25 protein-coding genes are annotated in these 23,562 nt (G+C 49.8%); 23 read left to right on the top strand and 2 right to left on the bottom strand.

Annotation, left to right across the window (positions count from 1 at the left end; translation table 11 throughout):
* Positions 1-69 precede the first annotated feature (69 nt).
* Together alaS and M5E81_RS06615 are read left to right on the top strand one after the other, a co-directional pair.
* Positions 70-2,691, top strand: coding sequence for an alanine--tRNA ligase (gene alaS / locus M5E81_RS06620; protein ID WP_249747083.1), 2,622 nt, complete (start codon positions 70-72; stop codon positions 2,689-2,691).
* Between the two features lie 300 nt (positions 2,692-2,991).
* On the top strand, positions 2,992-3,351 hold the full coding sequence (locus M5E81_RS06615; RefSeq protein ID WP_148495301.1) for a hypothetical protein: 360 nt from the start codon (positions 2,992-2,994) through the stop codon (positions 3,349-3,351).
* 125 nt (positions 3,352-3,476) lie between these two features.
* On the opposite strand, the gene M5E81_RS06610 is transcribed toward M5E81_RS06615, so the two are convergent.
* Both M5E81_RS06610 and M5E81_RS06605 read right to left on the bottom strand, forming a co-directional pair.
* Complete coding sequence (locus M5E81_RS06610) at positions 3,477-4,430, bottom strand: lactate/malate family dehydrogenase (protein WP_249747082.1); 954 nt, start codon at positions 4,428-4,430, stop codon at positions 3,477-3,479.
* 116 nt (positions 4,431-4,546) lie between these two features.
* Positions 4,547-4,756, bottom strand: coding sequence for a DUF1858 domain-containing protein (locus M5E81_RS06605; protein WP_040564637.1), 210 nt, complete (start codon positions 4,754-4,756; stop codon positions 4,547-4,549).
* A gap of 234 nt (positions 4,757-4,990) precedes the next feature.
* On the opposite strand from M5E81_RS06605, the gene mraZ reads away from it, so the two are divergent.
* From mraZ to ybeY, 21 genes are all read left to right on the top strand, one after another.
* Positions 4,991-5,422, top strand: a complete 432-nt coding sequence (gene mraZ / locus M5E81_RS06600) for a division/cell wall cluster transcriptional repressor MraZ (RefSeq protein WP_009145996.1) — start codon at positions 4,991-4,993, stop codon at positions 5,420-5,422.
* A 14-nt stretch (positions 5,423-5,436) separates the two neighbouring features.
* Positions 5,437-6,369, top strand: a complete 933-nt coding sequence (gene rsmH, locus M5E81_RS06595) for a 16S rRNA (cytosine(1402)-N(4))-methyltransferase RsmH (protein WP_210684297.1) — start codon at positions 5,437-5,439, stop codon at positions 6,367-6,369.
* Positions 6,370-6,416: 47 nt separating this feature from the next.
* Positions 6,417-6,818: a cell division protein FtsL gene (locus M5E81_RS06590; RefSeq protein ID WP_009145994.1), complete on the top strand. Its 402-nt coding sequence runs from the start codon at positions 6,417-6,419 to the stop codon at positions 6,816-6,818.
* 160 nt (positions 6,819-6,978) lie between these two features.
* Positions 6,979-8,466 carry a UDP-N-acetylmuramoyl-L-alanyl-D-glutamate--2,6-diaminopimelate ligase gene (locus M5E81_RS06585; protein WP_009145993.1) on the top strand — a complete coding sequence of 496 codons (1,488 nt, stop codon included), beginning with the start codon at positions 6,979-6,981 and terminating at the stop codon, positions 8,464-8,466.
* Positions 8,460-9,824, top strand: a complete 1,365-nt coding sequence (locus M5E81_RS06580) for a UDP-N-acetylmuramoyl-tripeptide--D-alanyl-D-alanine ligase (protein WP_009145992.1) — start codon at positions 8,460-8,462, stop codon at positions 9,822-9,824. Before M5E81_RS06585 ends, M5E81_RS06580 begins: the two co-directional genes overlap by 7 nt.
* Before the next feature lie 25 nt (positions 9,825-9,849).
* Positions 9,850-10,812, top strand: a complete 963-nt coding sequence (gene mraY / locus M5E81_RS06575; protein ID WP_009145991.1) for a phospho-N-acetylmuramoyl-pentapeptide-transferase — start codon at positions 9,850-9,852, stop codon at positions 10,810-10,812.
* An 88-nt stretch (positions 10,813-10,900) separates the two neighbouring features.
* Positions 10,901-12,274 carry a UDP-N-acetylmuramoyl-L-alanine--D-glutamate ligase gene (murD, locus tag M5E81_RS06570; protein WP_040565293.1) on the top strand — a complete coding sequence of 458 codons (1,374 nt, stop codon included), beginning with the start codon at positions 10,901-10,903 and terminating at the stop codon, positions 12,272-12,274.
* Complete coding sequence (gene murG, locus M5E81_RS06565) at positions 12,271-13,374, top strand: undecaprenyldiphospho-muramoylpentapeptide beta-N-acetylglucosaminyltransferase (protein ID WP_249747081.1); 1,104 nt, start codon at positions 12,271-12,273, stop codon at positions 13,372-13,374. The genes murD and murG overlap by 4 nt, the downstream gene beginning before the upstream one ends.
* Before the next feature lie 13 nt (positions 13,375-13,387).
* Positions 13,388-14,782 (top strand): UDP-N-acetylmuramate--L-alanine ligase, encoded by a 1,395-nt coding sequence (murC, locus tag M5E81_RS06560; protein WP_249747080.1) that lies wholly within the window; start codon positions 13,388-13,390, stop codon positions 14,780-14,782.
* A complete protein-coding gene (locus M5E81_RS06555) occupies positions 14,772-15,719 on the top strand; it encodes a D-alanine--D-alanine ligase family protein (protein ID WP_009145987.1) in 948 nt (315 codons plus the stop codon). Before murC ends, M5E81_RS06555 begins: the two co-directional genes overlap by 11 nt.
* A 33-nt stretch (positions 15,720-15,752) precedes the next feature.
* Entirely contained in the window at positions 15,753-16,529 is a 777-nt protein-coding gene (locus tag M5E81_RS06550) for a cell division protein FtsQ/DivIB (protein ID WP_040565291.1), read from the top strand.
* Between the two features lie 63 nt (positions 16,530-16,592).
* Positions 16,593-17,291 carry a DUF881 domain-containing protein gene (locus tag M5E81_RS06545; RefSeq protein WP_009145985.1) on the top strand — a complete coding sequence of 233 codons (699 nt, stop codon included), beginning with the start codon at positions 16,593-16,595 and terminating at the stop codon, positions 17,289-17,291.
* On the top strand, positions 17,288-17,620 hold the full coding sequence (locus M5E81_RS06540) for a small basic family protein (RefSeq protein WP_009145984.1): 333 nt from the start codon (positions 17,288-17,290) through the stop codon (positions 17,618-17,620). Before M5E81_RS06545 ends, M5E81_RS06540 begins: the two co-directional genes overlap by 4 nt.
* 124 nt (positions 17,621-17,744) lie before the next feature.
* Positions 17,745-18,815: a cell division protein FtsZ gene (gene ftsZ / locus M5E81_RS06535; RefSeq protein WP_009145983.1), complete on the top strand. Its 1,071-nt coding sequence runs from the start codon at positions 17,745-17,747 to the stop codon at positions 18,813-18,815.
* Positions 18,816-18,834: 19 nt separating this feature from the next.
* Positions 18,835-19,302, top strand: coding sequence for a transcriptional regulator NrdR (gene nrdR / locus M5E81_RS06530; protein WP_009145982.1), 468 nt, complete (start codon positions 18,835-18,837; stop codon positions 19,300-19,302).
* 11 nt (positions 19,303-19,313) lie between these two features.
* Positions 19,314-19,565, top strand: a complete 252-nt coding sequence (locus M5E81_RS06525; RefSeq protein WP_009145981.1) for a hypothetical protein — start codon at positions 19,314-19,316, stop codon at positions 19,563-19,565.
* An 85-nt stretch (positions 19,566-19,650) separates the two neighbouring features.
* Positions 19,651-20,478, top strand: a complete 828-nt coding sequence (gene pgeF, locus M5E81_RS06520) for a peptidoglycan editing factor PgeF (RefSeq protein WP_249747079.1) — start codon at positions 19,651-19,653, stop codon at positions 20,476-20,478.
* Between the two features lie 136 nt (positions 20,479-20,614).
* Positions 20,615-21,361, top strand: coding sequence for an alpha/beta hydrolase (locus tag M5E81_RS06515; RefSeq protein WP_249747078.1), 747 nt, complete (start codon positions 20,615-20,617; stop codon positions 21,359-21,361).
* 50 nt (positions 21,362-21,411) lie between these two features.
* The gene (locus M5E81_RS06510) at positions 21,412-21,972 is read left to right on the top strand and encodes a peptidylprolyl isomerase (RefSeq protein WP_040565289.1); all 561 of its coding nucleotides are present in this window, start codon (positions 21,412-21,414) and stop codon (positions 21,970-21,972) included.
* Positions 21,973-22,004: 32 nt separating this feature from the next.
* A complete protein-coding gene (locus tag M5E81_RS06505; RefSeq protein ID WP_249747077.1) occupies positions 22,005-23,006 on the top strand; it encodes a PhoH family protein in 1,002 nt (333 codons plus the stop codon).
* On the top strand, positions 23,003-23,509 hold the full coding sequence (ybeY, locus tag M5E81_RS06500; RefSeq protein ID WP_009145976.1) for an rRNA maturation RNase YbeY: 507 nt from the start codon (positions 23,003-23,005) through the stop codon (positions 23,507-23,509). Before M5E81_RS06505 ends, ybeY begins: the two co-directional genes overlap by 4 nt.
* Positions 23,510-23,562: the final 53 nt, after the last annotated feature.

Below are 23,562 nucleotides of genomic sequence, written 5' to 3'. Positions count from 1 at the left end.
AATCTTTGTCTGCTGCGGTAATTTCCGCAGTAATGCAGTATTATTTTTCGAAGGAGCGAATGAACTACTATGAAATACATGACTGGTAACGAAATCCGCGAAAAGTTTTTGAAATTTTTCCAAGATAGAGGCCATCTTATGCTTCCGAGTGCTTCCCTGATTCCTCAGGATGACCCGACTCTGCTGATTATCGGTGCAGGCATGGCACCGTTCAAGCCGTTTTTCACCGGCAAAATGAAACCGCCTGCTACTCGTATCACCACCTGCCAAAAATGCGTGCGTACCGGTGATATTGAAAACGTTGGCCGCACTGCGCGCCACCATACCTATTTTGAAATGCTGGGCAACTTCTCCTTTGGCGATTACTTCAAAAAAGAAGTTATCCCCTGGAGCTGGGAGTTCCTGACCAAGGAACTTGGCCTGCCTGGCGATAAGCTGTACATCACCATCCACACTGAGGATGATGAAGCTTTTGATATCTGGCACAATGTTGTAGGTGTTCCTGAAGACCACATTGTACGCCTGGCTGATAACTGGTGGGAAATTGGCAGCGGTCCGTGCGGTCCTGACTCCGAAATCCACATCGACCTCGGTCCTGAACGCGGCTGCGGCAAACCGACCTGCGGCCCCGGCTGTGACTGCGATCGTTTCCTGGAAATCTGGAACCTGGTATTTACCCAGTTCAACCAGATGCCTGATGGCACCTATCCACCGCTGAAAAACAAGAACATTGATACCGGCGCCGGCTTAGAGCGTTTGGCAAGTGTTGTTCAAGGCAAGCCGTCCAACTTTGAAACTGATCTGATTTTCCCGATTATTGAATATGCAGCTAAGATTGCTAATGTTGAATATGGCAAGGACAAGGCTACCGACGTTTCCCTGAAGGTTATCGCTGACCATGTACGCAGCATGACCTTTATGATCGGTGATGGTATTCTTCCGTCCAACGAAGGCCGTGGCTATGTACTGCGCCGTATCCTGCGCCGTGCTATCCGTCACGCTCGTCTGCTGGGTATCAACGAGATGTTCCTGACCGGTGCTGTTGACGTTGTTATCGGCATGTTCGGTCACGCTTACCCCAACCTGGTAGAGAAGGCTGACTTCATCAAAAAGGTTGTGGAAATGGAAGAAACCAGCTTCCTGCGCACTCTGAAACAGGGCTGCGAGCTGCTGAACGAGGAGATTGAAAAGCTGAAGGCTGAAAACAAAACCGTGCTCGACGGTGCAACTGCTTTCAAGCTGAACGATACCTTTGGCTTCCCCTGGGAACTGACTGAAGAAATTCTGGAAGAAGCCGGCATGACTATGGATAAAGAAGGCTTCGACGCTGCTCTGGAGGTTCAGCGTAAAATGGCGCGTGAAGCACGCAACGATAAAGAGGGCCGTCCGGTTGTTTATAACACCAGCGGCATCAATGTTGCTGAACTGAAGGTTGACGAAGCTGCAACCGAAGCTAAGATTGTAAAAATGTATCCTGCGCATGACGCACAGCCGATTGAAAACGCTGCTGACGGCACTGATGTTGCTGTTATCTGCGACGTTACCGCTTTCCATGCTGAGGGCGGCGGCCAGCTGGGCGATATCGGTACTATTACCGCTTCGACCGGCGTTATCGCTGTAAATGTTACCAAAAAGCTGCCTGACGGCGCTGTTATTATGATCGGTTCCGTAACCGAAGGCACTGTTGCTGTAGGTGACGCTGTTACCTTTGCTGTAGACAAGGCACGCAAGATGGATATCGCTCGTAACCATACCGCAACCCATCTGCTGCATGCTGCTCTGAAACAGGTTCTGGGTGCCCATGTTAACCAGGCCGGCAGCTATGTCGGTCCGGACCGTCTGCGTTTTGACTTCTCCCACTTCTCTCAGGTTACTGCTGAGGAGCTGAAGAAGGTTGAGGCTATTGTCAACGAGCAGGTTCTGGCTGGCAAGGCTGTTAATATTGAAGAGCTGCCGATTGAGGAAGCTAAGAAGAAGGGTGCTACCGCTCTCTTCGGCGAAAAATACGGCAACATCGTTCGCGTTGTTACCGTTCCGGACTTCTCCATGGAGTTCTGCGGCGGCAGCCATGTAAGCAATACCGCACAAATAGGTATGTTCAAAATCGTGAGCGAAGGCTCCAGCGGTGCAGGCGTGCGCCGTATTGAGGCTGTTACCGGTCATGGTGCTGTGGCTCATGTGAATGCTACCGAGGAAATGGTAAACGGTCTGGCTGCTGAGCTGAAATGCCGCTCCTGCGACGTTCCGACTCGTCTGGAGACTCTGCAATGCGAGCTGAAGGCAGCACAGAAGAAGTCTGAAGAGCTGGCTGCAGAAATCGCTAAGGCGCAGGTAAGCAATGTTGCTGATCAGATTAAGGATGCTAACGGCGTTCCTGTTCTGGTACAGAAGGTTAATGCTGACAGCGTTGACGCTCTGCGTAATCTGGGTGACCAGATGCGTGATAAGGTGGGCGGCGTTGTTGTGCTGGCTGCTGTTATGGGCGAGAAGGTAAGCATTCTGACCATGGCTACTAAAGATGCAGTTGCTAAAGGCGTACATGCGGGCAACATCGTTAAGGCTGTTGCTAAGCTGTGCGGCGGTGGCGGCGGCGGTCGTCCTGATATGGCACAAGCCGGTGCTAAGGACGTAGCTAAGGTTGATGAAGCACTTGCTGCTGCTTTTGATATCGTTGCTGCTATGGTGAAATAATTACTTCGTTTAGCAGACGTTGAATTAAATATTACCTAAAAATAAAACTGACGAGGCAAATTTTGCTTCGTCAGTTTTTGTATGTCTGTAATAGTGCTTTCAGCCGGTTTGATTACAGTTGTAAAAACCGCTTGCCGAGAAGCATTTTTTGTTAAGCGTTATTGAAATATTGCTGAAATTTTCACTATGTATTTTTTGACAAAGAGTCCGAATCGTGATAAATTCATATTAGCAGGAGTTTTTATTTTGAGCGGAGGCTATGTCTCCCTATGTGTATATGTTATGAAGGAGGTTTTTCTTATGGCAGAAGATTTTGTTGGTGTAAGCGGTTCTCTTAATGAAAGCTTTGTCGGGGCAGCCAATGATAAGCTGTTCGAGGTTCCTTTTGAAGCGCTGGAGGTGCGCATGGCTAAGGAAAAACCGCAGCTTGTACCCGGACTGACGGCTTTGAAGAAGGCTATGTCTGCGCCTGCGTTTGAGCGTCTGATTAGCCCGCTGCTGAATATTAACCTGGGCGACGATGCGTTGCTGCTGGTTGCCGGCGATGAAAGAGTGCGCACGGAGCTAATCGGCAAGTATCTGCCTGTGATTAAAGCTGCTTTTAATGTTAGCAATGTGCGTGTTGTCGGTGGTGCACGCAACGGATTGGATGCTTATTGAGGCTGTGAGTTTGTAGTTTTATAATGTGTATAAAAAAACGTCGTGAGCTTATGAGTGCTGATCATTGCTTACGACGTTTTTTGTAATTAACGTTTTACATTCTTATAAGCATTGCAAGCTTATCTTTACAAGCTGCCTGCTCTGTCCAAAAAGCCACGCAGAATGTCGCAGGAAGCAGCGAACTTAGCTTCTTCTTCTTCCGTCAGCTTCAGTTCAAGAATCTCTTCGATACCGTTCTTGCCGATGACACAGGGTACGCCGGCAGCAACGTTCTTCTGACCGTATTCGCCGTTGAGAGCGGTGGAGCAGGGCCAGATGAGCTTCTGATCATGGAAGATAGCCTTAATCAGCATGCAGGCAGCATTGGCAATACCGAATTCTGTGCAGCCTTTGCCGTCAACCTCGATATCACCGGCTCTTTTAACCTGCAGCTGCAAATCATCCAGACTGAGGGCAGCCAGCTCCGGACGTTCGCTGCGCAGCTGGGCAAAGCTCTTGCTGCCGATGCGGATGCGGGACCAGACAACGAAGCTGGAATTACCGTGCTCACCCATGCAGAAGGCTTGGATAGATTTACGGCTGTAGCCGGTAGCGGCGCTGAGTACGCGCAGCAGGCGGTAGCTTTCCAGGCTGGTGCCGGTGCAGAAGCAGCGATGCGAATCCCACTGCATCTGACGGCGGATATGCTCGCAGATAATATCTGCAGGATTGGAAATGCTGATCATAATTCCATTGAAGTCAACCTGTTTCAGGTGGCTGATAACTTCGTTAGCCATCTTGATGGAATCATCAAACATATCCAGACGAGTTTCGCCGGGACGACGGCTGCGGCCGAAGGCCATTACCAGAATATCTGCGTCATTGAGCTCACTGTATTCACCGGCGCGGATTTTTGCGTCGTGACCGCAAAGAGCACCGCTGACACAGTCGTCCAAATCCAGTGCCTGTGCTGCAGCTTTTTCCTTAAGAATATCAATAAGTACAATATCATCTGCTTCACCGGATTGGATGAGCGCTAAAGCAACGTGAGAGCCGACGTGACCTGCGCCGACGATTACAACCTTACGAGTTTTGAACATAACAGAGACCTCCTTATGAAAACAGGGAACCGTCCCCACTTGTGCTGGAGATAGCTCCCTCATTTTTTCTATGCGGTGAAAATATGCCGGTGCAGTATTTATCCCGCTTCGCTATTTTATTTGTTTGCTTCTGCTTCGGCAATAACTTTATTGATATCTTCGATAAGAGCATCAACATCAATGCCGTGAGCGCCAGCGCCTTGACCGATGGTTTCGAAATGAGCAGCCATGCAGCCGATGCAGCCCAGACCATATTCAGCGAAAACCTCCATGATTTCAGGATGGTTTTGAACGGCTTCAATAATGCCGGTATCTTTAGTAACCATTGTATAAGTCTCCTTTTTATAAAAATTGTACACGAAATCCGTACTCATTCATTATATCATCTGTGCTTCTAAAAGCCAAATTTATTACTGAAAATTTTTTGCGAAATAAGCTTGACAGAGTTCACGTTTTTTTGATTATTTTTTCACATTAAGCCGTGAAATACTTGCGTTTACGGCTAATAAACGATATAATGGAGAAAAGTGGTGCAATGTGGGTAAAAAGGGGGCGACAAAATGCTTTTAGGTGAATACGAACACACTCTGGATGCAAAAGGTCGTCTTGCTATGCCTGCTAAGCTGCGTGAAAGTTTGGGCAGTAAGTTTATAATTACCAAAGGTCTGGACGGCTGTCTTTTTGTTTACGATATGGAGCAATGGCATCAGTTGGAACAGAAGCTGGCAGCCTTGCCGATGAGCCGCAAAACAGCGCGTGATTTTACACGTTTTCTCTTTGGCGGTGCCTGCGAGGGCGAATGTGACAAGCAGGGCAGAGTGCTTTTGCCGGCAAACCTGCGTCGTCATGCCGGTCTGGAAAAGGATGCTGTGATTGTGGGCGTAGGCAGCAGAGCCGAAATTTGGGATGCAGGCCGTTGGAACGAATATAACGAAGAAAATGCCGAGGATGTGAGCGAGCTTGCAGAGCAGCTTGCTGACTTAGGAATATAAGATTGGTGTTGGCTATGGAATTTAAGCATACAAGTATTCTGCTCGCTGAGAGCGTGGACTTTCTGATAACAGATAAAAATGGTATTTACGTGGACTGCACTATGGGCGGTGCAGGTCATAGCAGTGCGTTTGCCGCACAGCTGGAGGCAGGCGGTCTTTTGATTGGCATTGATCAGGATGATGATGCTATTGCTGCCGGTTCCGAACGCTTGCTGAACAAATTTACCTGCAAAACCGCAGTTGCCAAGTCCAATTTTGAAAATTTTTCCCAGGTATTGGATTCTATGGGAATCGATGAAATTGACGGTATCTTTTTTGATCTTGGTGTTTCGAGCTATCAGCTGGATACACCGGAGCGTGGTTTTTCGTATATGCATGACGGACCTTTGGATATGCGCATGAATAAAGAAGCAAGTCTGGATGCAGAGTACATTGTAAACCACTATAAGGAAGAAGAGCTGGCGGATATCATTCACCGTTACGGTGAGGAACGTTGGGCGAAGCGTATCGCACAGTTTATTGTGGCGGCGCGCAAAGAAAAGCCGTTGACTACTACCTTTGAGCTGGTGGATGTCATCAAGAAGGCTATTCCCAAGGGAGCAAGACTTGACGGTCCGCATCCGGCGAAGCGTACCTTTCAGGCTATCCGCATAGAGGTAAACAACGAGCTGGGAATTTTGGCAGATACTATGGAAAGAGCCGTGAACCGCTTAAAGAGCGGCGGCCGTATCGGTGTCATTACCTTCCATTCGCTGGAGGACAGAATTATTAAGCAGACCTTTGCCAAGCTTGCCAAGGGCTGCACTTGCCCGCCGCAGCTGCCGGTGTGCGTATGCGGTAAAAAGCCTTTGCTGCGCAAAACAGGCAATATTGTTCCATCCAAGGCAGAGGTGGAAGAAAATCCGCGCAGCCGCAGTGCGCGCCTGCGTTATGCAATTAAGATTTGACAAATGCACATAGATAAATTTTGATGTTTTGATGAAGGGTGATTTTGATGCTTGCCAGAAAATACGATAATTATGCTTGGCAGGAGCAGCCTGCCGAGCAATATGAGGTTCAGCAGCCTGCCCGCAGAAAAGTACATAGACCTGATCCGAGAAGAGTGCTGCGCAACAGAATTCTTAAAGCATTTTTACTTATTATGGCAGCTTATTTTATTGTTGTTTTACGCAGTAACGCTATGGTGCAATATGGCAATGAGCTGGTGAGCCTGCAACAGCAGGAGGCTCAGCTTATCACCAAAAACAACGAGCTGAAAATCGAGGTTGAGCAGCTGAAGGGTCCTGACCGTATTATCGGTTTGGCCGAACAGTATTTGGGTATGAGTGTTGCCCGCAGCAATATTTATGTTAAGGCTGGCGGAAGCAGCAATTCTTTGGCTGTTCATAACAAATAAACATAGCCATTCAGTTTATATTGTGATATAATTTGAATGGGTTTTTGGGAGGCAGCCTTTTGGCTGCCGTTTCAATTTAAATTCTATACTATAATTAAACTAGAAGTAATTTACGGCTTTGCTCCTTGAGGGGCAGAACGTAAAACAGGGGGGTTAATAAATGGAAAAGCAATTAGCTTCACTCCTTGCCTTATTGCCGCAGGCTGAGGTAATTGGCAGTGCCGATAAAGTTATTACTGATGTAACTGCCGATTCCCGTGCGGTGGTAGCCGGCAGTCTTTTTATCTGCCTGAAGGGTGCAACTGTAGACGGACATAAATTTTTGACGATGGCTGCCGAGAAGGGCGCTGTTGCTGCGCTGGTGGAGGACGTTCCCGCTGAAGTACCGCAGGGTGTTACTCTTATTAAGGTTGCTGATACGCGTGAGGCTATGGAGCTGGTAACGCCGTATTTTTATGATTATCCGGGACGCAAGCTGAGAATGATCGGCGTGACCGGTACTAACGGCAAAACAACCTCGACGAATATTATTCGCCTGATTCTGCGTAAGGCAGGCTATAAGGTTGGTCTGATCGGCACTATCAATATTATGATTAACGATGAGATTACCGAATCTCATAACACTACTCCGGACGTAGTTGACCTGCAGAAAACACTGTACGCTATGTGCTGCGCCGGCTGTGACTACTGCGTAATGGAAGTTTCCAGCCATGCTTTGGCGCTGAAGCGTGTGGCAGGCATTGAATATGACTGCGCTGTGCTGACGAATATTACCCAGGATCACCTGGACTTCCATAAAACAATGGAAAACTATCGCGATGCCAAGAGCCTGCTCTTTGAGCATCTGACCGACGGCAGTAAGCCGAATAAAAACGCTGTCTTCAATATGGATGATCCGAGCTCCGCAATTATCCGCGAGCGTACCAAGGCCAACGTGCTGACCTACGGCGAAGGCCATGATAATGACATCTATCCGCTGAGCTTTACGGTAGAACCTAAGCATATGCAGCTGCTGTTGCATACTCCGGTGGGCGAAATGGACCTGGAGCTGAAGATTACCGGCGAGTTCAACGTGTATAATGTTATGGGTGTTATCGGTGCAATGCTGGCTGAAAATATTGACAAGGATATCATTGGCTCCGTACTCGACGGTTTTGACGGCGTCCCTGGACGTTTCCAGCTTGTTGAGGCAGGACAGCCTTATACTGTTATTGTAGACTACGCACATACTCCCGACGGTTTGGAGAACGTGCTGAAAACAGCGCGCTCCATTACCCGCGGTAAGCTGTGGGTTGTGTTCGGCTGCGGCGGTGACCGTGACAACAAAAAGCGTCCGCTGATGGGTGCGCTGGCGCTGGAGCTGGCTGACAATATCGTTGTTACCTCCGATAATCCGCGTACCGAGGATCCGGAGCTGATTATCGACGAAATCTTTACGGCACTGCAAAATGTGCCTGCAGGCAAGCACGTTACCCGTCTGAGCGACAGACGTGAGGCAATCTGCTATGCTTTGGCAGAGGCTGCTGACAATGATGTTATTCTGATTGCCGGCAAGGGCCACGAAAATTACCAGATTTTGAAGGACAGAACTATTCACTTTGATGATAAAGAAGTTGTAATGGAATACTGGAGTGATAAAAAATGCTGAAGGCCAGTGAAGTTTTAGCAGCTACTAAGGCTGTTTGTGCAGATTTTGAGTTTACCGGCGTAACCACCGATTCCCGTGCGGTAAAGCCGGGAGAATTATTCGTAGCGCTGAAGGGCGATAATTTTGACGGCCATGACTATTGCGCCAAGGCTGTGGAGCTGGGTGCTGCGGGCGTTGTCGTATCCCATGAGGTGAGCGGCCTGCCTGCGGGCGTTGCTGTGTTCATGGTAGAGGATACGCTGCTTGCTTATCAGCAGCTTGCGCATGCCTACCGTCTGCGTAAGCAGGGCCTGAAGGTTTTTGCTATCACAGGCTCCAACGGCAAAACCTCTACTAAGGATTTGCTGGCTGCCTGCCTGAGCTGCAAATATAACGTTGTCAAAACTCAGGGCAACTTCAATAATGAAATCGGTCTGCCGAAAACCTTGCTGAGTATTAAGCCTGATACCGATATTGCCGTTGTGGAGATGGGCATGCGCGGCTTGGGCCAGATTGCCGAGCTGTGCCGCATTGCCGAGCCTGACAGCGGTCTGATTACCAACGTGGGCGAAACTCACATGGAGCTTTTGGGCAGCATGGAAAACATCGGCAAGGCCAAAAGCGAAATCGTACTTAATTTGCCGGAGGATGGCTTTGCTGTGCTCAACGGCGATAACGAATACGTACTGCCGGCAGCAGACAAAACCAAGGCAAAAGTTGTTTACTTCGGCCTGGGCGAAAACTGCGACTTCCGCGGCAGTGATATTGTGACCTCCGGTGCAGGTACTACCTTTACCTGTACCCATAAGGCTACCGGTGAAGCTGTCAATGTAAGCCTGCAGCTGATTGGCGAGCATAACGTTTATAACGCATTGAGCGCTATTGCCGGCGCCTTCTGCTACGGCGTGCCGATGGCAGTAAGCGCGCAGGCGCTGGCAACTGCCCGTCTGACAGGCAGCCGTCAGGAAATCGTTTATATCGGCGATATTACCTTTATCAATGACGCATATAATGCAAGTCCTGCTTCTATGGAAGCGGCACTGAAAACCTTGGCGGAGGCCAAGAAGGCAGCGCATGGCAAGGCCCGCACTATTGCTGTGCTGGCAGACATGCTGGAGTTGGGAGATATCAGTGAGGATGCGCATCGCCGTGTAGGCCGCTGGGCTGTAGAAAACGGTGTAGATTTTGTACTGACCTACGGTCCGCAGGCTGCTTATATTGCGGATGAGGCTGCAGAGCTTGGCGGCAAGAGCAAGCATTGCGCTGACCGTCAGGAGGCAGCGGATGCTCTGCGTCTGATGGCTTCCGCAGGTGATATTATCCTGCTTAAGGGCAGCCATTCCATGCAGGTTGACAAAATGCTGGAGCTGTTCAAGTAAACTTAAGAGAGTGAGATTTTAGTAGATGTTAAAATTAATCGGAATTCCTGTGACTGCGTTTATCGTGTGTGCTTTAATCGGCCCGGTGCTGATTCCTTATCTGCATAAGCTGAAGTTCGGCCAGTCTATCCGAGAGTGCGGACCGGCAAGCCATATGGCGAAAAGCGGCACACCGACGATGGGCGGACTTATGATGCTGGCAGCGTTGCTGGTTGCTTTGCTGTGGGGCAACTTTACTCCCCATGTAATTATTGCTCTGGTGCTGACAGTAGGCCATGCGGTCATAGGCTTTATAGATGATTACATCAAGGTTGTAATGAAGCGTAATCTGGGCCTGACTGCCAAGCAGAAATTTTTACTGCAGTTCATTCTGGCCGGTGCCTATGTATATTTCGCCGAAACTCATATCCGCAATACGGAGCTGTGGGTTCCCGGCATCAATGCTGTCATTGATTTAGGCTGGGGGTATTATGTGCTGGCCTTCCTGCTTTTGGTTGGCACAACCAATGCCGTAAACCTGACGGATGGTCTGGACGGACTGGTTTCCTTTGTCAGTCTGCCCGTTACCATGGTTTTCGCTTTTATTGCTTACATGCAGGGCATGTTGGATCTGAGCGGTTTTTCTTTGGGACTGACCGGTGCCTGCCTGGGCTTTTTGCTGTTTAACCGTCATCCTGCCAGGGTATTTATGGGTGATACCGGTTCCTTGGCTTTGGGTGGTGCTATTGCCGCTTTAGCGCTTTTGACACGTACAGAGCTGCTGCTGGTTATTGTCGGCGGTATCTATGTAGCGGAAGCGCTGTCGGTAATTATTCAGGTTACCTACTTCCGTTTTAGCGGCGGTAAGCGTATTTTCCGCATGTCTCCGCTGCATCATCATTTTGAGCTGGGCGGCTGGCCTGAGGTTAAGGTTGTGCGTGTTTTTACAGCAGTAAGCTGCGTATTGTCTGTCATTGGCTTATGCCTGTGGCTTAATGCATTTGTATAAAAAATCTTCGGCTATAACCGTTTTGTCGCAAATTTTGCGGTGAAAGGGCTATAGCCTATGTATGTTTATGAATAGAGGGTGTTTCTTGATGACTAAAAAGGATGCTGTAATCGTTTACGGCGCAGGCATCAGCGGCCGTGGCGCAGCGCAGGTGCTGGCAGATAGAAAGCAGCAGGTATATTTGTATAACGATATGGACTGTACTTTAGAGCCGCAGCTGCTGCAGCTTTTAGAGAGCGTTGGCGGTGGGCTGGCCATCGGTCAGGCTGCATTTGAAGGCCTGCTTGATATTGCAGGTGTGCTGGTGCTTTCTCCGGGTATCGCCTGCGATAACGCAAATGTGCTGCTCGCAGAGCAGCGCGGACTGGAGGTCATCAGCGAGGTTGAGCTTGGCTACAGGCTGTATGGCGGTCACATTGCCGCTATCACCGGTACTAACGGCAAAACCACTACCACTACTATTGTGGGCGAGATGCTCAAACGTCTGCCGGAGCCTTCTGCAGTAGGTGGCAATATCGGCCTGGCACTGTCCAAGGAGGTAGAGAGCCTACCTCAGGATGGTTGGCTCGCTGCCGAGCTTTCCAGCTTTCAGCTGGAAAAAGTAAGCAGCTTCTGCCCTGACATCGCAGTAGTGCTGAACCTGACTCCGGATCATCTGGAGCGCCATCATACGATGGAGGCCTACGGCGAGGCGAAGAAGAACATTTTCCGTCAGCAGGGCGAAGTGCAGGTTACGGTGCTTAATTACGATGATCCTATTGTGCGTACCTGGGGTGCGGAAACTAAAGGCCGCCTGTGTTACTTCAGCCGTAAGGAAAAACTGCAGCAGGGCATCTATATGCAGGATGGGAATTTTATCATCAGCTGGGACGGCAAGCAGGAAACTGTCTGCAATATCAGCGAGCTGCATCTGTTCGGCGGTCACAACGAAGAAAACGTGCTGGCAGCCATTGCCTGCGGCTTTTTCGCCGGTGTGAGCATCAGCGATATGGCTGATGTGCTGCGTAACTTCCGCAGCATTGAGCACCGCATTGAATACGTTGCTACGATTGATGGCGTACCGTATTACAATGATTCCAAGGCTACCAACACCGATTCTACAATTAAAGCGCTGGAGGCCTTCAAGGATGGTCACATCATCCTGCTCGCAGGCGGCCACGATAAGCTGACGCCGCTGGAGCCGATGATGGAGCTTGTTAAGGAAAAGACTGATGCTCTGATTCTGCTGGGCGCTGCCAAGGAGCGCTTTAACAAGGCAGCTGTTGCCTGCGGCGTGCAGAATATCGTGCTGGCTGACAGCTTTGAGGATGCAGTGAGCAAGGCGCATTCGATGGCACATAAGCCACAGGTAGTGTTGCTTTCGCCGGCCTGCTCATCCTTTGATATGTTTAAGAATTATCCCGAACGCGGAAATTATTTTAAAAAGCTGGTACACGAGCTGGAGGGAGGTAACGTTAAGTGAAGGTAATTCTTTCCGGCGGCGGTACGGGCGGACACATTTATCCGGCCCTGACCATTGCGGATCAGATAAAAAAACTGCAGCCTGAGGCGGAAATCAGCTTCGTGGGCACACAGCAGGGCTTGGAAAAGGATATCATTCCCCGCTACGGCTACAAGCTGCAGTTCATTGAGGTAGCAGGCTTTAAGCGCAGCCTGAGCCTGGATACCCTGCGCAGCGCGGCAAAGCTTTTTGCCGGCTTATATGATGCCTACAAGATTATCAGTAACGAAAAACCGGACCTGGTAATCGGTACCGGCGGTTATGTCTGCGGCCCGATTGTTTTCATGGCAGCGTTAAATGGAATTCCCTGCTGCATTCAGGAGCAGAACGCTATGCCCGGTGTAACCAATAAAATTTTGTCACGTTATGTGCGTAAAGTATTTTTAGGTTATAAAGAGGGCGGCAAATATTTTCACGGCAAGGCAGAGCTGGAATATACCGGCAATCCTATCCGCAGTGAAATTCTGCAGCATACGCGTGAGGAAGCTGTTAAGGAGCTGGGGCTGGACCCGGCGAAGAAAACGATTCTCGTTTCCGGCGGCAGCCGTGGTGCGCGCACCATTAACAACGCTATGCTGGAGGCAGAGCTGGCGCTTTCCGGCAGAGCCGAGGTACAGGTGCTGCATGCGACCGGTGACGTGAATTATGACGCATATATGGCGGAAATCAAAAAGCGCGGCGGTGTGGCAGATAACATTATTATCAAGCCTTATCTGCATAATATGCCGGTAGCGTTGGCTGCGGCCGATCTGGCAGTATTCCGTGCCGGTGCAATCGGCTTGGCAGAGCTGATGGCTAAGGGAGTGCCGTCGCTTCTGGTACCATATCCGTATGCTACGGCAAATCACCAGGAGTTTAATGCCAGAGCGGTAGAGGCTCAGGGTGCTGCCAAGGTTATTCTTGATAAGGACCTGATGGGCGACACCGTGTTGGAGTTTATCGAGCATTTACTAGTACATGAAGAGGAATTGCAGCAGATGCATGCGGCGGCCCAAAAGCTTGGCAGACCGCAGGCTGCAGAGGTTATAGCCAAAGAGGCTGTGGCCTTGACTAAACAATAAGGGAGGGCCTCGAGTGGCTGAAAACAAATTAGCAAACCTGCATAATATACATTTTATCGGTATCGGCGGCGCCGGCATGAGCGCGATTGCTTATGTATTGATTAAGCGCGGCTATGATGTAAGCGGTTCCGATTTAAATGCCGGTCATATGTCGGCACATCTGGCGGAAGAAGGCGCTACGGTTTATATGGGCCATGCTGCCAGCCAGGTGGAGGATGCCGAGGCTGTAGTTATTTCTACAGCGATTCATCCCAACAATCCGGAGCTGATGGAGGCCAGAAAGCGCGGTATTCCCGTGCTGCACCGCAGCGATGTGCTGGCTGCAGTGATGAATGCTGCCGACGGCGTAGCTGTTGCAGGCGCTCACGGCAAAACTACTACCAGTGCGATGATTTCCTGCATTGCGGCAGAAAGCGGTATTGACCCGACTGTTATCATCGGCGGCGAGGTAAGCAGCCTTGGCGGTAATGCGCGCAACGGCGCAGGTCGCTTTGTGGTAGCGGAGGCGGATGAAAGCGACGGCTCCTTCCTCAAGCTGTATCCGTATCTTGCTGTAGTAACTAATATTGAAGATGATCATCTGGACCATTACGGTACAGAAGAAAATATATATCAGGCTTTTAAACAGTTTGTAGGCAACATCAAGGAAGGCGGCAAGGCAGTCCTTTGCTTTGATAATGCCAAGGTACGCCGTCTGGCTGCCGAAACCGATAAAGAGGTAATTACCTACGGCGTAGAAGGCGAGGGTTCTGACTACATTGCTCGTGATATTTCCTACGGTGTTGACGGCACCAGCTACAAGCTGTACTACAAGGGAGAATTTGTGACAGAGGTTCATCTGATTGTTCCCGGCAGACATAATGTGCTGAATTCTATGGGCGCGTTTGCTGCTGCACATGAGATGGGCATTGCTACCGACAAAATTCTTGCATCCCTGAAAAAGTTCGGCGGTGCCAAACGTCGTTTTGAAACCAAGGGTAAAGTCAATGGTGTCTGGGTTGTTGATGATTATGCGCATCATCCGACAGAAATCGGCGTAACGCTGAAGGCTGCCAGACAGACGAAGCCTGAGCGTCTGTTGTGTGTATTCCAGCCGCATCGCTACACCCGTACCAAGCTGCTGTTCTCTGAGTTCTGCGAATGCTTTAAGGATTGCGATGAGCTGATTCTGACTGACATTTATGCAGCCAGCGAGGAAGCAATTCCCGGCGTGAGCAGCATGCATCTGGCGGAGGGTATCAAAGCAGCGACCGGTCAGGAGGTGCTGTATATCGGCAAGCTGACCAAGGCTGAGGAATACCTGGAGCGCGTTGTACGTCCCGGCGATCTGGTGATGACCATCGGTGCCGGTGATGTGTTTAAAATTGGAGAAGAATTGGTTAGGGAGTTGGAAAGAAATGCAGATTAATAAGCAGGATGTTGTTGCTGTTGTTTTAGGCGGGCCTTCCTCTGAGGCCGAGATTTCGCGTGTTACCGGCGGCGCTATTGCCAACGCACTGCGCGAAAAGGGCTATAATGCTAAGGAAGTAGAGCTGAATCCGTCTAATCTGATTAACGAGCTGCGTGATATGAACGCTAAGGTAGTATTTAACGCCGTTCATGGTATGTACGGTGAGGATGGCCGTTTGCAGAGTATTCTGGAGGCAGCAGGTATTCCTTATACCGGCTGCGGCGTACTGGCAAGTGCTGTTTCTATGGATAAATCCGCTACGAAGCGTTATCTGCAGTCTGCAGGCATTCCTACCGCACCCTGCATGATTATCAACAAGCGTGATGCAGGTGATTTGCAGACGCTGGCAGAAAAAATTATTTCCGAGTTCGGTCTGCCTGTAGTTATTAAGGCAGCAACTCAGGGCTCCAGCATCGGCGTGGTAATTCCCAAGACTGCACAAGAGGTTGTGCCTGCACTGGAGGAAGCCTTCAAGTATTCCGAAAATGTGCTGGCAGAAAAGTGCATCAAGGGCAAGGAGCTGACGATTTCTATTATGGAAGAGAACGGCGAGCCTAAGCCGTTGCCGGTTATCTGGATTGCACCGCATTCCGGAGCCTATGACTTCCATTCCAAATACACCAAGGGTGCTACGGATTACCACTGCCCGGCACCGTTTGATGAGAAAACTACTGCCTATATCCAAAAAATTGCCGTAGAAACCTACAAGCTGCTGGGACTTTCCGGTGTAGCGCGTGTAGATGCTATGCTGGGAGATGAGGATGGTGTTGCTTATGTACTTGAAGCAAATACTGTTCCCGGCATGACGGCAACCAGCCTGGTTCCGAAGGCTGCTGCTGCTGTTGGCATCAGCTTCCCGGAGCTGTGCGAGAAAATTTTACTGAGCGCTAAATAAAAAAGTTTTACTAGGAGCCAAAGGAGGTGCAGCATGGATTCATCGCAGACTATACGCGAACAACTGCGCAGACGCAGACGCCGGAAATTCTGGCACCTGGTGCGCCTATTGGTATCTACGGCTGTACTTGCTGTAACATGTACATATGCCTGGCGCTATGTGCATAATCCTGCATTTGCCTTTGGCAATGTCAGCATTCACGGAAGCAGTCAGCTGACGGAGGCAGAGGTTATCTCGCTTGCAGGCTGCGGGCAAGGCCCGTTGAATCTTTTCAATGCCAGCTCCGGCCGTCTGCGTGAGGCTTTGCTGCATGATGTCCGCTTTAAGAATGCAGAGGTGGCTTACCGCTTTCCGGCAACCTTGCAGGTGAGCGTAGAGGAACGGCAGCCGGCGCTTTATGTTGCCAATTCCTATCACAGCTATCTGAAGGTGGATTATAACGGCGTTGTTCTTAGTGTGACGACTACTATTCCGGATGCTAAGGCTCCTGTGCTGGCCGGCATAAAATGCGGTAATCTTTATCTGGGCGATAAGGTTGCCAATACGGGTGTGCTGCAGATTCTGCAATTTTTGCAGCAGCTGACGCCGGAGGCACTGCAGCGTATCGGTGAAATTGCCGTTGATGATAAGCAGGATGTCAAGCTGCAGCTGAGCGGCAGCTTTCCGGTGCGTCTGGGCAGGGTGCAGGAGGTATCACAGAAGGCTTCTGTGTTTATGACTGTGTTCAACGAGATTAAAGATAAAAACATTAAGGCTGAATATATTGATTTGACCTTCGGTAAGCCATATATCAAGCTTTTGCCAAAATAAATTGCTGTTAACTTGTTACAGCTGCAAAGCTGTTGCAGCTGATGTCACAGTGAGGGTGAGATAATGAAAGAAATTTTTACTATGGATTTAAAGGGCAAGCTGTTGATTGCCGTGGTATTCATGGTGTTGGGATTTATGCTTTCGGTACAGTATAAAACTACAGAGCTTCAACGCAATGTGCGTATGGACCGCGTAGAGGATTTGTCGGAACGCCTGAAGATTATGGAAGCCGAGAACAAGCAGCTGCTGACGGAGCTGGAAACCTTGCGAGCAGGTGCTGCCAAGGATCCTGCTGATGACCGTATGAAGCTGATGGCAGGCACGACTGACGTAGAGGGCGAAGGCATTGAGATTTTGCTGGATGACAGCAATATTGCCAAAAAGTCCGGCGAAAATCCTAATTTGTACATTATTCATGATGAAGATTTGCTGCGTGTACTCAACGAGCTGCGTGCTGCCGGTGCGGAAGCAATTTCTGTCAACGATCAGCGCATTGTAGCTATGAGCGAGATTCGTTGTGCCGGACCTACTATTTCGGTAAACAATGTCCGCAGCGCTCCGCCTTATGTTATAAAGGCTATAGGCGCTCCTAAAACTCTGAGCAGTGCCCTGCGTCTGCGTGGCGGTGTTGTAGAAACCTTTGAGTTCTGGGGCATTCAGGTAAAAATCAAGACTGTTGAAAAGCTGCATATTCCGGCGCTTAAAGCACCGCGTAGCTTTGAATACGCTAAGACAGTGGAAAGCAAGGAGGCAGCGAAATGATTGGATTTGCATTTGCCGGCCTTTTGCTTGGTCTTATACTCGGTGTTTACTGTCCTTTCAGAGTGCCGCCCGAATACGCACGTCTGCTTGCCGTAGCCGTTATGGCCGGTATGGATGCAGTACTGGGCGGTGTACGTGCTTCACTCGAAGGCAATTATGATACTCAGGTTTTCATTTCCGGATTCTTTATCAACGGTATCCTGACTGCCTTTTTGTGCTATGCAGGTAATCTGATCGGTATCGATTTATATCTGGTAGCGGTACTGATTTTCGGTATGCGTATTTTCCAGAATCTGGGAATTATCCGTCGCCTTTATATGGGCAAATAAGTGTCCTGTCGGAAGATGAAGAAAAAAATTCATTAATAAGCAGGAAAATAGCACTTTCATGTTGAACAATATAAAAATGATTTTTTTATAAATAAGCTACCCAAAGCTAAGGGGGACGTAGAATATGTTTGATGACGTAGAGACAACCTTTGAACCGTTGGCCAATATTAAAGTAATTGGTGTAGGCGGTGGCGGCAATAACGCCGTAAACCGTATGATCGACGCCGGCGTAAGCGGCGTAGAATTTATTGCAGTGAACTGCGATAAGCAGTGCCTGATGCTTTCCAAGGCAGAAAAACGCATCCAAATCGGCGAAAAGCTGACTAAAGGTCTGGGTGCAGGCGCAAACCCTGAAATCGGCGAAAAAGCTGCCGAAGAATCCCGTGACCAGATTCTGGAATCCCTGAAGGGTGCAGATATGGTATTTGTTACCGCAGGTATGGGCGGTGGTACCGGTACCGGTGCTGCGCACGTTGTTGCGGAATGTGCCAAAGAAATCGGTGCGCTGACTGTCGGCGTTGTAACCAAACCCTTTGGCTTTGAAGGTCCTCGCCGCATGAAGCAGGCTGAGGCAGGCATTGTCAACCTGAAGGAAAAGGTTGATACCCTGGTAACTATTCCTAACGACCGTTTGCTGCAGATTATCGAAAAACGTACTTCCATGCTGGAAGCATTTAAAAAGGCCGATGACGTATTGCGTCAGGGCGTTCAGGGCATTTCCAACCTGATTGCTGTTCCCGGTCTGATTAACGTTGACTTCGCCGATGTCAAGACTGTTATGTCCAATGCAGGCAGCGCTCTGATGGGCGTTGGTACCGCTAAGGGCGAAGGCGGCGGCAAGGCTGCAGCCGAAGCTGCTATCAAGAGCCCGCTGCTGGAAGCATCTATCGATGGTGCTCGCGGCGTACTGATTAACGTTATCGGCGGCAAGGAGCTGTCCCTGTTTGACGTTAACGAAGCTGCCAATATTGTCAATGAAGCAGCAGATCCCAATGCAGTGGTTATCTTCGGTGCTGTTATTGATGAAAGCCTTAATGACGAAATCCGTGTTACGGTTATCGCAACAGGCTTTGAGAAGAAATCTCCTGTTACCAAAAATGCAGTTGGCGGTCCAGCATCTATCAACCGCAACAGTAGCGGTGTTATCAAGAATTTCTCCGATCCGAATGAAATTCCGCCATGGCTGCGTCACTGATTGAAAGGAAGGCAGTAATATGAAGTGCCCGTTTTGCTCCTACCGAGACAGCCGTGTTATCGACAGCCGTGCTGTAGAGGAAGGCTGTTCTATCCGTCGCAGACGAGAATGCCCTAATTGCGGCAAACGCTTTACTACATATGAAAAATATGAGGAAACACCGCTTGTTGTCAGCAAGAAGGATGGTCGTCGCGAGCTTTTTGACGGTAAAAAGCTGCTGGCAGGTCTTTTGAAGGCTTGCGAAAAACGCCCAGTTCCTTATGAAAAGATTAAAGAGATTGCCGACAGCATCGAGCGAGAGCTGCGGATGAGTGCGGATGCGGAAATTCCCAGCGCCCAGATTGGTGAGCTGGTTATGAAGTATCTGGAGCAGACGGATCAGATTGCTTATGTACGCTTTGCTTCCGTATATCGTCAGTTTGCCGATGTGCGTAATTTTATGCAGGAGCTGGAACGCATCATGCAGAAATCTAAAGACGCAAAATAGAGGTGCAAAATATGAAGAAGTATTTACTGCTTACTTTAACGGCTCTTATGCTGGTGGCCGGCTTCAGCGGCTCGGCACTGGCTAAGGAAAGACTCTTTACGTTTTCCAATAACAATAACGGAGCTGTGAAAGAGGTTAATTATTATCTGGATAATGGTGCCAAGGTTGTGTTTATGGACACAGCAGCCAAGGCTACCGACAGCACGGTGATTATCACCGTAGTGCTGGATATACCGGAAGGTGTGCCAGCATATCAAAAGTAAATAGCAAAAGGGTGCCGCAGGCACTTGCAAAGGGAGACGGCATTAGCCGTCTCTTTTGGTATTAGAGATAAAAGGAGCGGTTTTGATGCAGGATTTTATCATTACGCAAAAAAATAATATCTGGTGGGGAATGTTCCCTCGTTTGATGCAGGCGGGCTTCGGTAATGCCTGCAGCTGTCGTCTGCATGGAGAAAGCGACATGGTACCGGGTACTTTGAACCTGGCTTTGCATGTGGGTGATGAGGTGGAACTGGTGCTGCAGAACCGTCGCCTGTTTGCGCAGGCTCTAGGTTTGGACGCATCAAAATTTACTACCTGCGAGCAGGTGCATGGCAGCAATGTTGCTGTTGTAGATGAAGCCTTGGTTGGCGCCGGTGCTACTACGCTTGCTGATACGATTAAGGATACGGATGCTTTGGTTACGAATTTGGCAAACGTACCGCTGCTGCTATTTTTTGCAGACTGCGTGCCGCTGCTTTTCGCCGACGAGCGCCAAGGCGTGTGCGCTGTGGCACACGCAGGCTGGCGCGGTACGGTAGCACAGATTGGGCGCAATACTGTAGAAGCTATGCAGCAATCCTTCGGCTCCCGTCCCGCAGATATCGTTGCGGCGATTGGTCCTTCTATCGGCCAATGCTGCTATGAGGTGGACGACTTTGTGCGCAGTAAGGCTGCAGGCTACGAGCAGTTCTTTGCGCCACGAGCAGAAAAGCCGGGCAAGTATCTGCTGGATTTGTGGGGTTATAACCGCGAGGTACTGCTGGACGCAGGATTAAAGGCGGAAAATATCCTTACTGCCGGCGTCTGCACAGAGCATAACCACGAAATGTTCTGTTCCTACCGCGCGGAGCAGGGCAAAACAGGGCGCATGGGCGTGTGCCTGTATAGAATGTCTGACAATAAAAACGCTTAAGTGCTACGCGTGAAAAAGACTTAGGGTTGAACGTGAGCTTAGAAGCTTAAGGTGATACGTTAAAAAATGCGTTATGCAGCGAGTCGCTGAATGCTTCAGGTAATGCGTTAAAATTTTACGAAAAGAGTGAGTGAAGATGCTGAAGGATACCTTTATATTTCAAGGACCGTTAGGGGAAATAGAGTGTGTTGTAGAACCGAATCGGAGTGAGAATAATGCTGTACTTGTTATGGCGCATGGCTTCCGCGGCAGCCGCGACAGCGGCGGGCGCGCTGCAGGAGTGGCGCAGCAGGCTGCTGCACACGCTGCCGTAGTGCGCTTTAACTTTACGGGTACGCAGATAATTTCGCGTCAGGTAGAGGAGCTGCGCGCCGTACTGGCGGAGGTACGCCGCAGACAGCCCGGCTGTAAGCTGTTTCTTTTGGGACGCAGCTTGGGTGGCGCTGCCTCCATCATTACCGCGGCTCAGGACGGAGCTCTCGCCGGCCTGATTCTGTGGGCAACGCCGAATAATCTGCGCTTTACCTTCCGCTATGTGATGACGGAGGACGAATATCGTCGTCTGGACAGCGGCGAAACCCTGCATTTTAACGATGAACGCGGCGAATGCGATTTGACACCGGATTTCCTGACGGACTTTGACCAATACGATTTGCCTGCATTGCTGCAAAAAGCGCAGCCTTTGCCTGTACTTTTGCTGCACTGCAGTGCGGATGAGGTGGTGCTGGCAGAGCAGGGGCAGCGCAACGCCGCAGCCGTTGGCGAGGCGGCAGAGCTGCATATCTTTGCAGGCGGCGACCACAGCTTTACGCAGTACAGTGAGCAGGCAGGCGCGTTGCTGAGCGATTGGCTGGGCAAACGCTTGAAATGCGGCGCTTGTTAGTTGTATAATATACTTGAGAAATTATATCCTTTTCTATGGGAGGAAAGAGCATGAAGAAATTTTTAATAATCTGCCTGATGCTGGTGTGCGCGCTGGTACTTACAGCCTGCGGTCAGGAAAAGCAGGAGCAGGCGCCGAAGGCAGAGCCTGCGACGGCTGTTTTCAACACGAGCATGGGCGATTTTGAGGTGAAGCTGGCAACAGATTATGCACCGGAAACGTCGAAGAATTTTATTACGCTGGCAGAAAAGGGCTTTTATAACGGCCTTACCTTTCACCGCGTAATCGATAACTTTATGATTCAGGGCGGTGACCCTGCCGGTAACGGTACCGGTGGTCCCGGCTATACTATTAAGGATGAGTTCAGCAGTAAGCTGCTACATGACGGCCCCGGTGTAATTTCCATGGCAAACCGCGGCCCGAATACCGGCGGCAGCCAGTTCTTTATCACCCTGCGTGAAACTAAATGGCTTGACGGTAAGCACGCTGTTTTCGGCAAGGTAAGCAAGGGCATGGATGTTGTTTATAAAATCGGCAAAACAGCAACAGATTCCAATGATAAACCGTTGGAGCCTGTAATCATTAAGAAGGTTACGATAGAAAAACGTTAACACCCCTTTTAAAACAGGTAGGAGGAAATTGCTTGGCTAGTGAAGAAGAAAAAATACAAGGTATACTCGAAACTGTTGACCAGCAGGAAATGGTTGGCATTTGCGGACGTAATGATGAATTTCTGCGTTTAATCCGTGGTGCTTTTGACTGTACAATCGTCGCGCGCGGCAATCAGATTACAATGAGCGGACGTGCCGAAGAGGTGGCACAGCTGGAACAGCTGCTGCAGGAGCTTCTGTTTTTGTACCGTCAGGGACTGCCGCTGACAACGCATGATGTGCGTTACAGCATGTATATGGTGAAGGCAGGAAATTTGGAAAGTCTGCATCGCATGTACGCTGATACGATTATTGTCAACAACCGTGGCCGTCAGGTGAAGGCCAAAACATTGGGACAGTGGCAGTATGTGGAAACCATCCGTCATAACTATATAACCTTGGGCATCGGACCTGCAGGCACAGGCAAAACCTACCTGGCAGTGGCGCTGGCAGTAGCGGCGCTGAAGAAAAAAGAGGTGGAGCGCATTATCTTGACGCGTCCTGCGGTAGAAGCAGGCGAAAAGCTGGGCTTTTTGCCGGGTGATATGCAGGATAAGGTAGACCCGTATCTGCGTCCTCTTTATGACGGCCTGTACGATATGCTGGGCACGGAAACCTTCCAAAAGTATCTTACCAAGGGTACGATTGAGGTTGCACCGCTGGCATATATGCGCGGACGCACGCTGAATGACGCCTTCATCATTTTGGACGAGGCGCAGAATACTACACCGGAGCAGATGAAAATGTTCCTGACGCGCTTTGGCTTTGGCAGTAAGATGGTTATTACCGGCGATATCACGCAAATAGATTTGCCGGGCGGCAAGAACAGCGGCCTGAAGGACGCTGCGCGTATTCTGGGAAATGTTCCGGAAATCGGCGTGATAAAGTTCAGCGAGCAGGATGTTGTGCGCCACGAAATCGTGGGTTCCATCATCAAGGCTTATGAACGCTTTGAAAAACAAAAAGAAAAATATAACGGAGAAAAACAAGCATGATAATTAATTTGGAAAATGACCAGCAGAAGCTGGAGCTTTCCGCGCAGGTGCTGGAGCGCCTGCAGGAGGGCTTGCAGGCAGTAGCACGCTTGAATGAGCTGCCGGAGGAGTCCGAAGTTGATGTAACTATTGTCGACGATGAGGAAATCCATGCGCTGAACCGTGAGTATCGCGGTATGGATAAACCTACCGACGTTTTGAGCTTTGCGCTGGACGAGGACTGCGAGGATGAAGATGAGCCGGAGCTGATTGGCGGACCGGAGGAGCATCTTTTCGGTGATATCATCATTTCGGCGGAAACAGCACTGCGTCAGGCAGAGGAATACGGGCACGGCCTGGAGCGCGAAATGACGTATCTGGCAGTGCATGGTATGTTCCATCTGTTGGGCTATGACCATATGACGGAGGAGGATAAGGCTGAAATGCGTGCGAAAGAGGAGGAAGCTCTGCGTGCGATTAACCTTTCAGAAGAATATTTTGACCATCCCACAGGCATTCATTGATGCTTAATGCACAATTATTTATAACTAACCTGTAAAAAACATAGGAGGTGCTT

The sequence above is a fragment of the Phascolarctobacterium succinatutens genome (genome assembly GCF_023497905.1).
GTDB classification, from domain to species: domain Bacteria; phylum Bacillota; class Negativicutes; order Acidaminococcales; family Acidaminococcaceae; genus Phascolarctobacterium_A; species Phascolarctobacterium_A succinatutens.
This window is presented reverse-complemented; position numbering and strand designations above follow the sequence as displayed.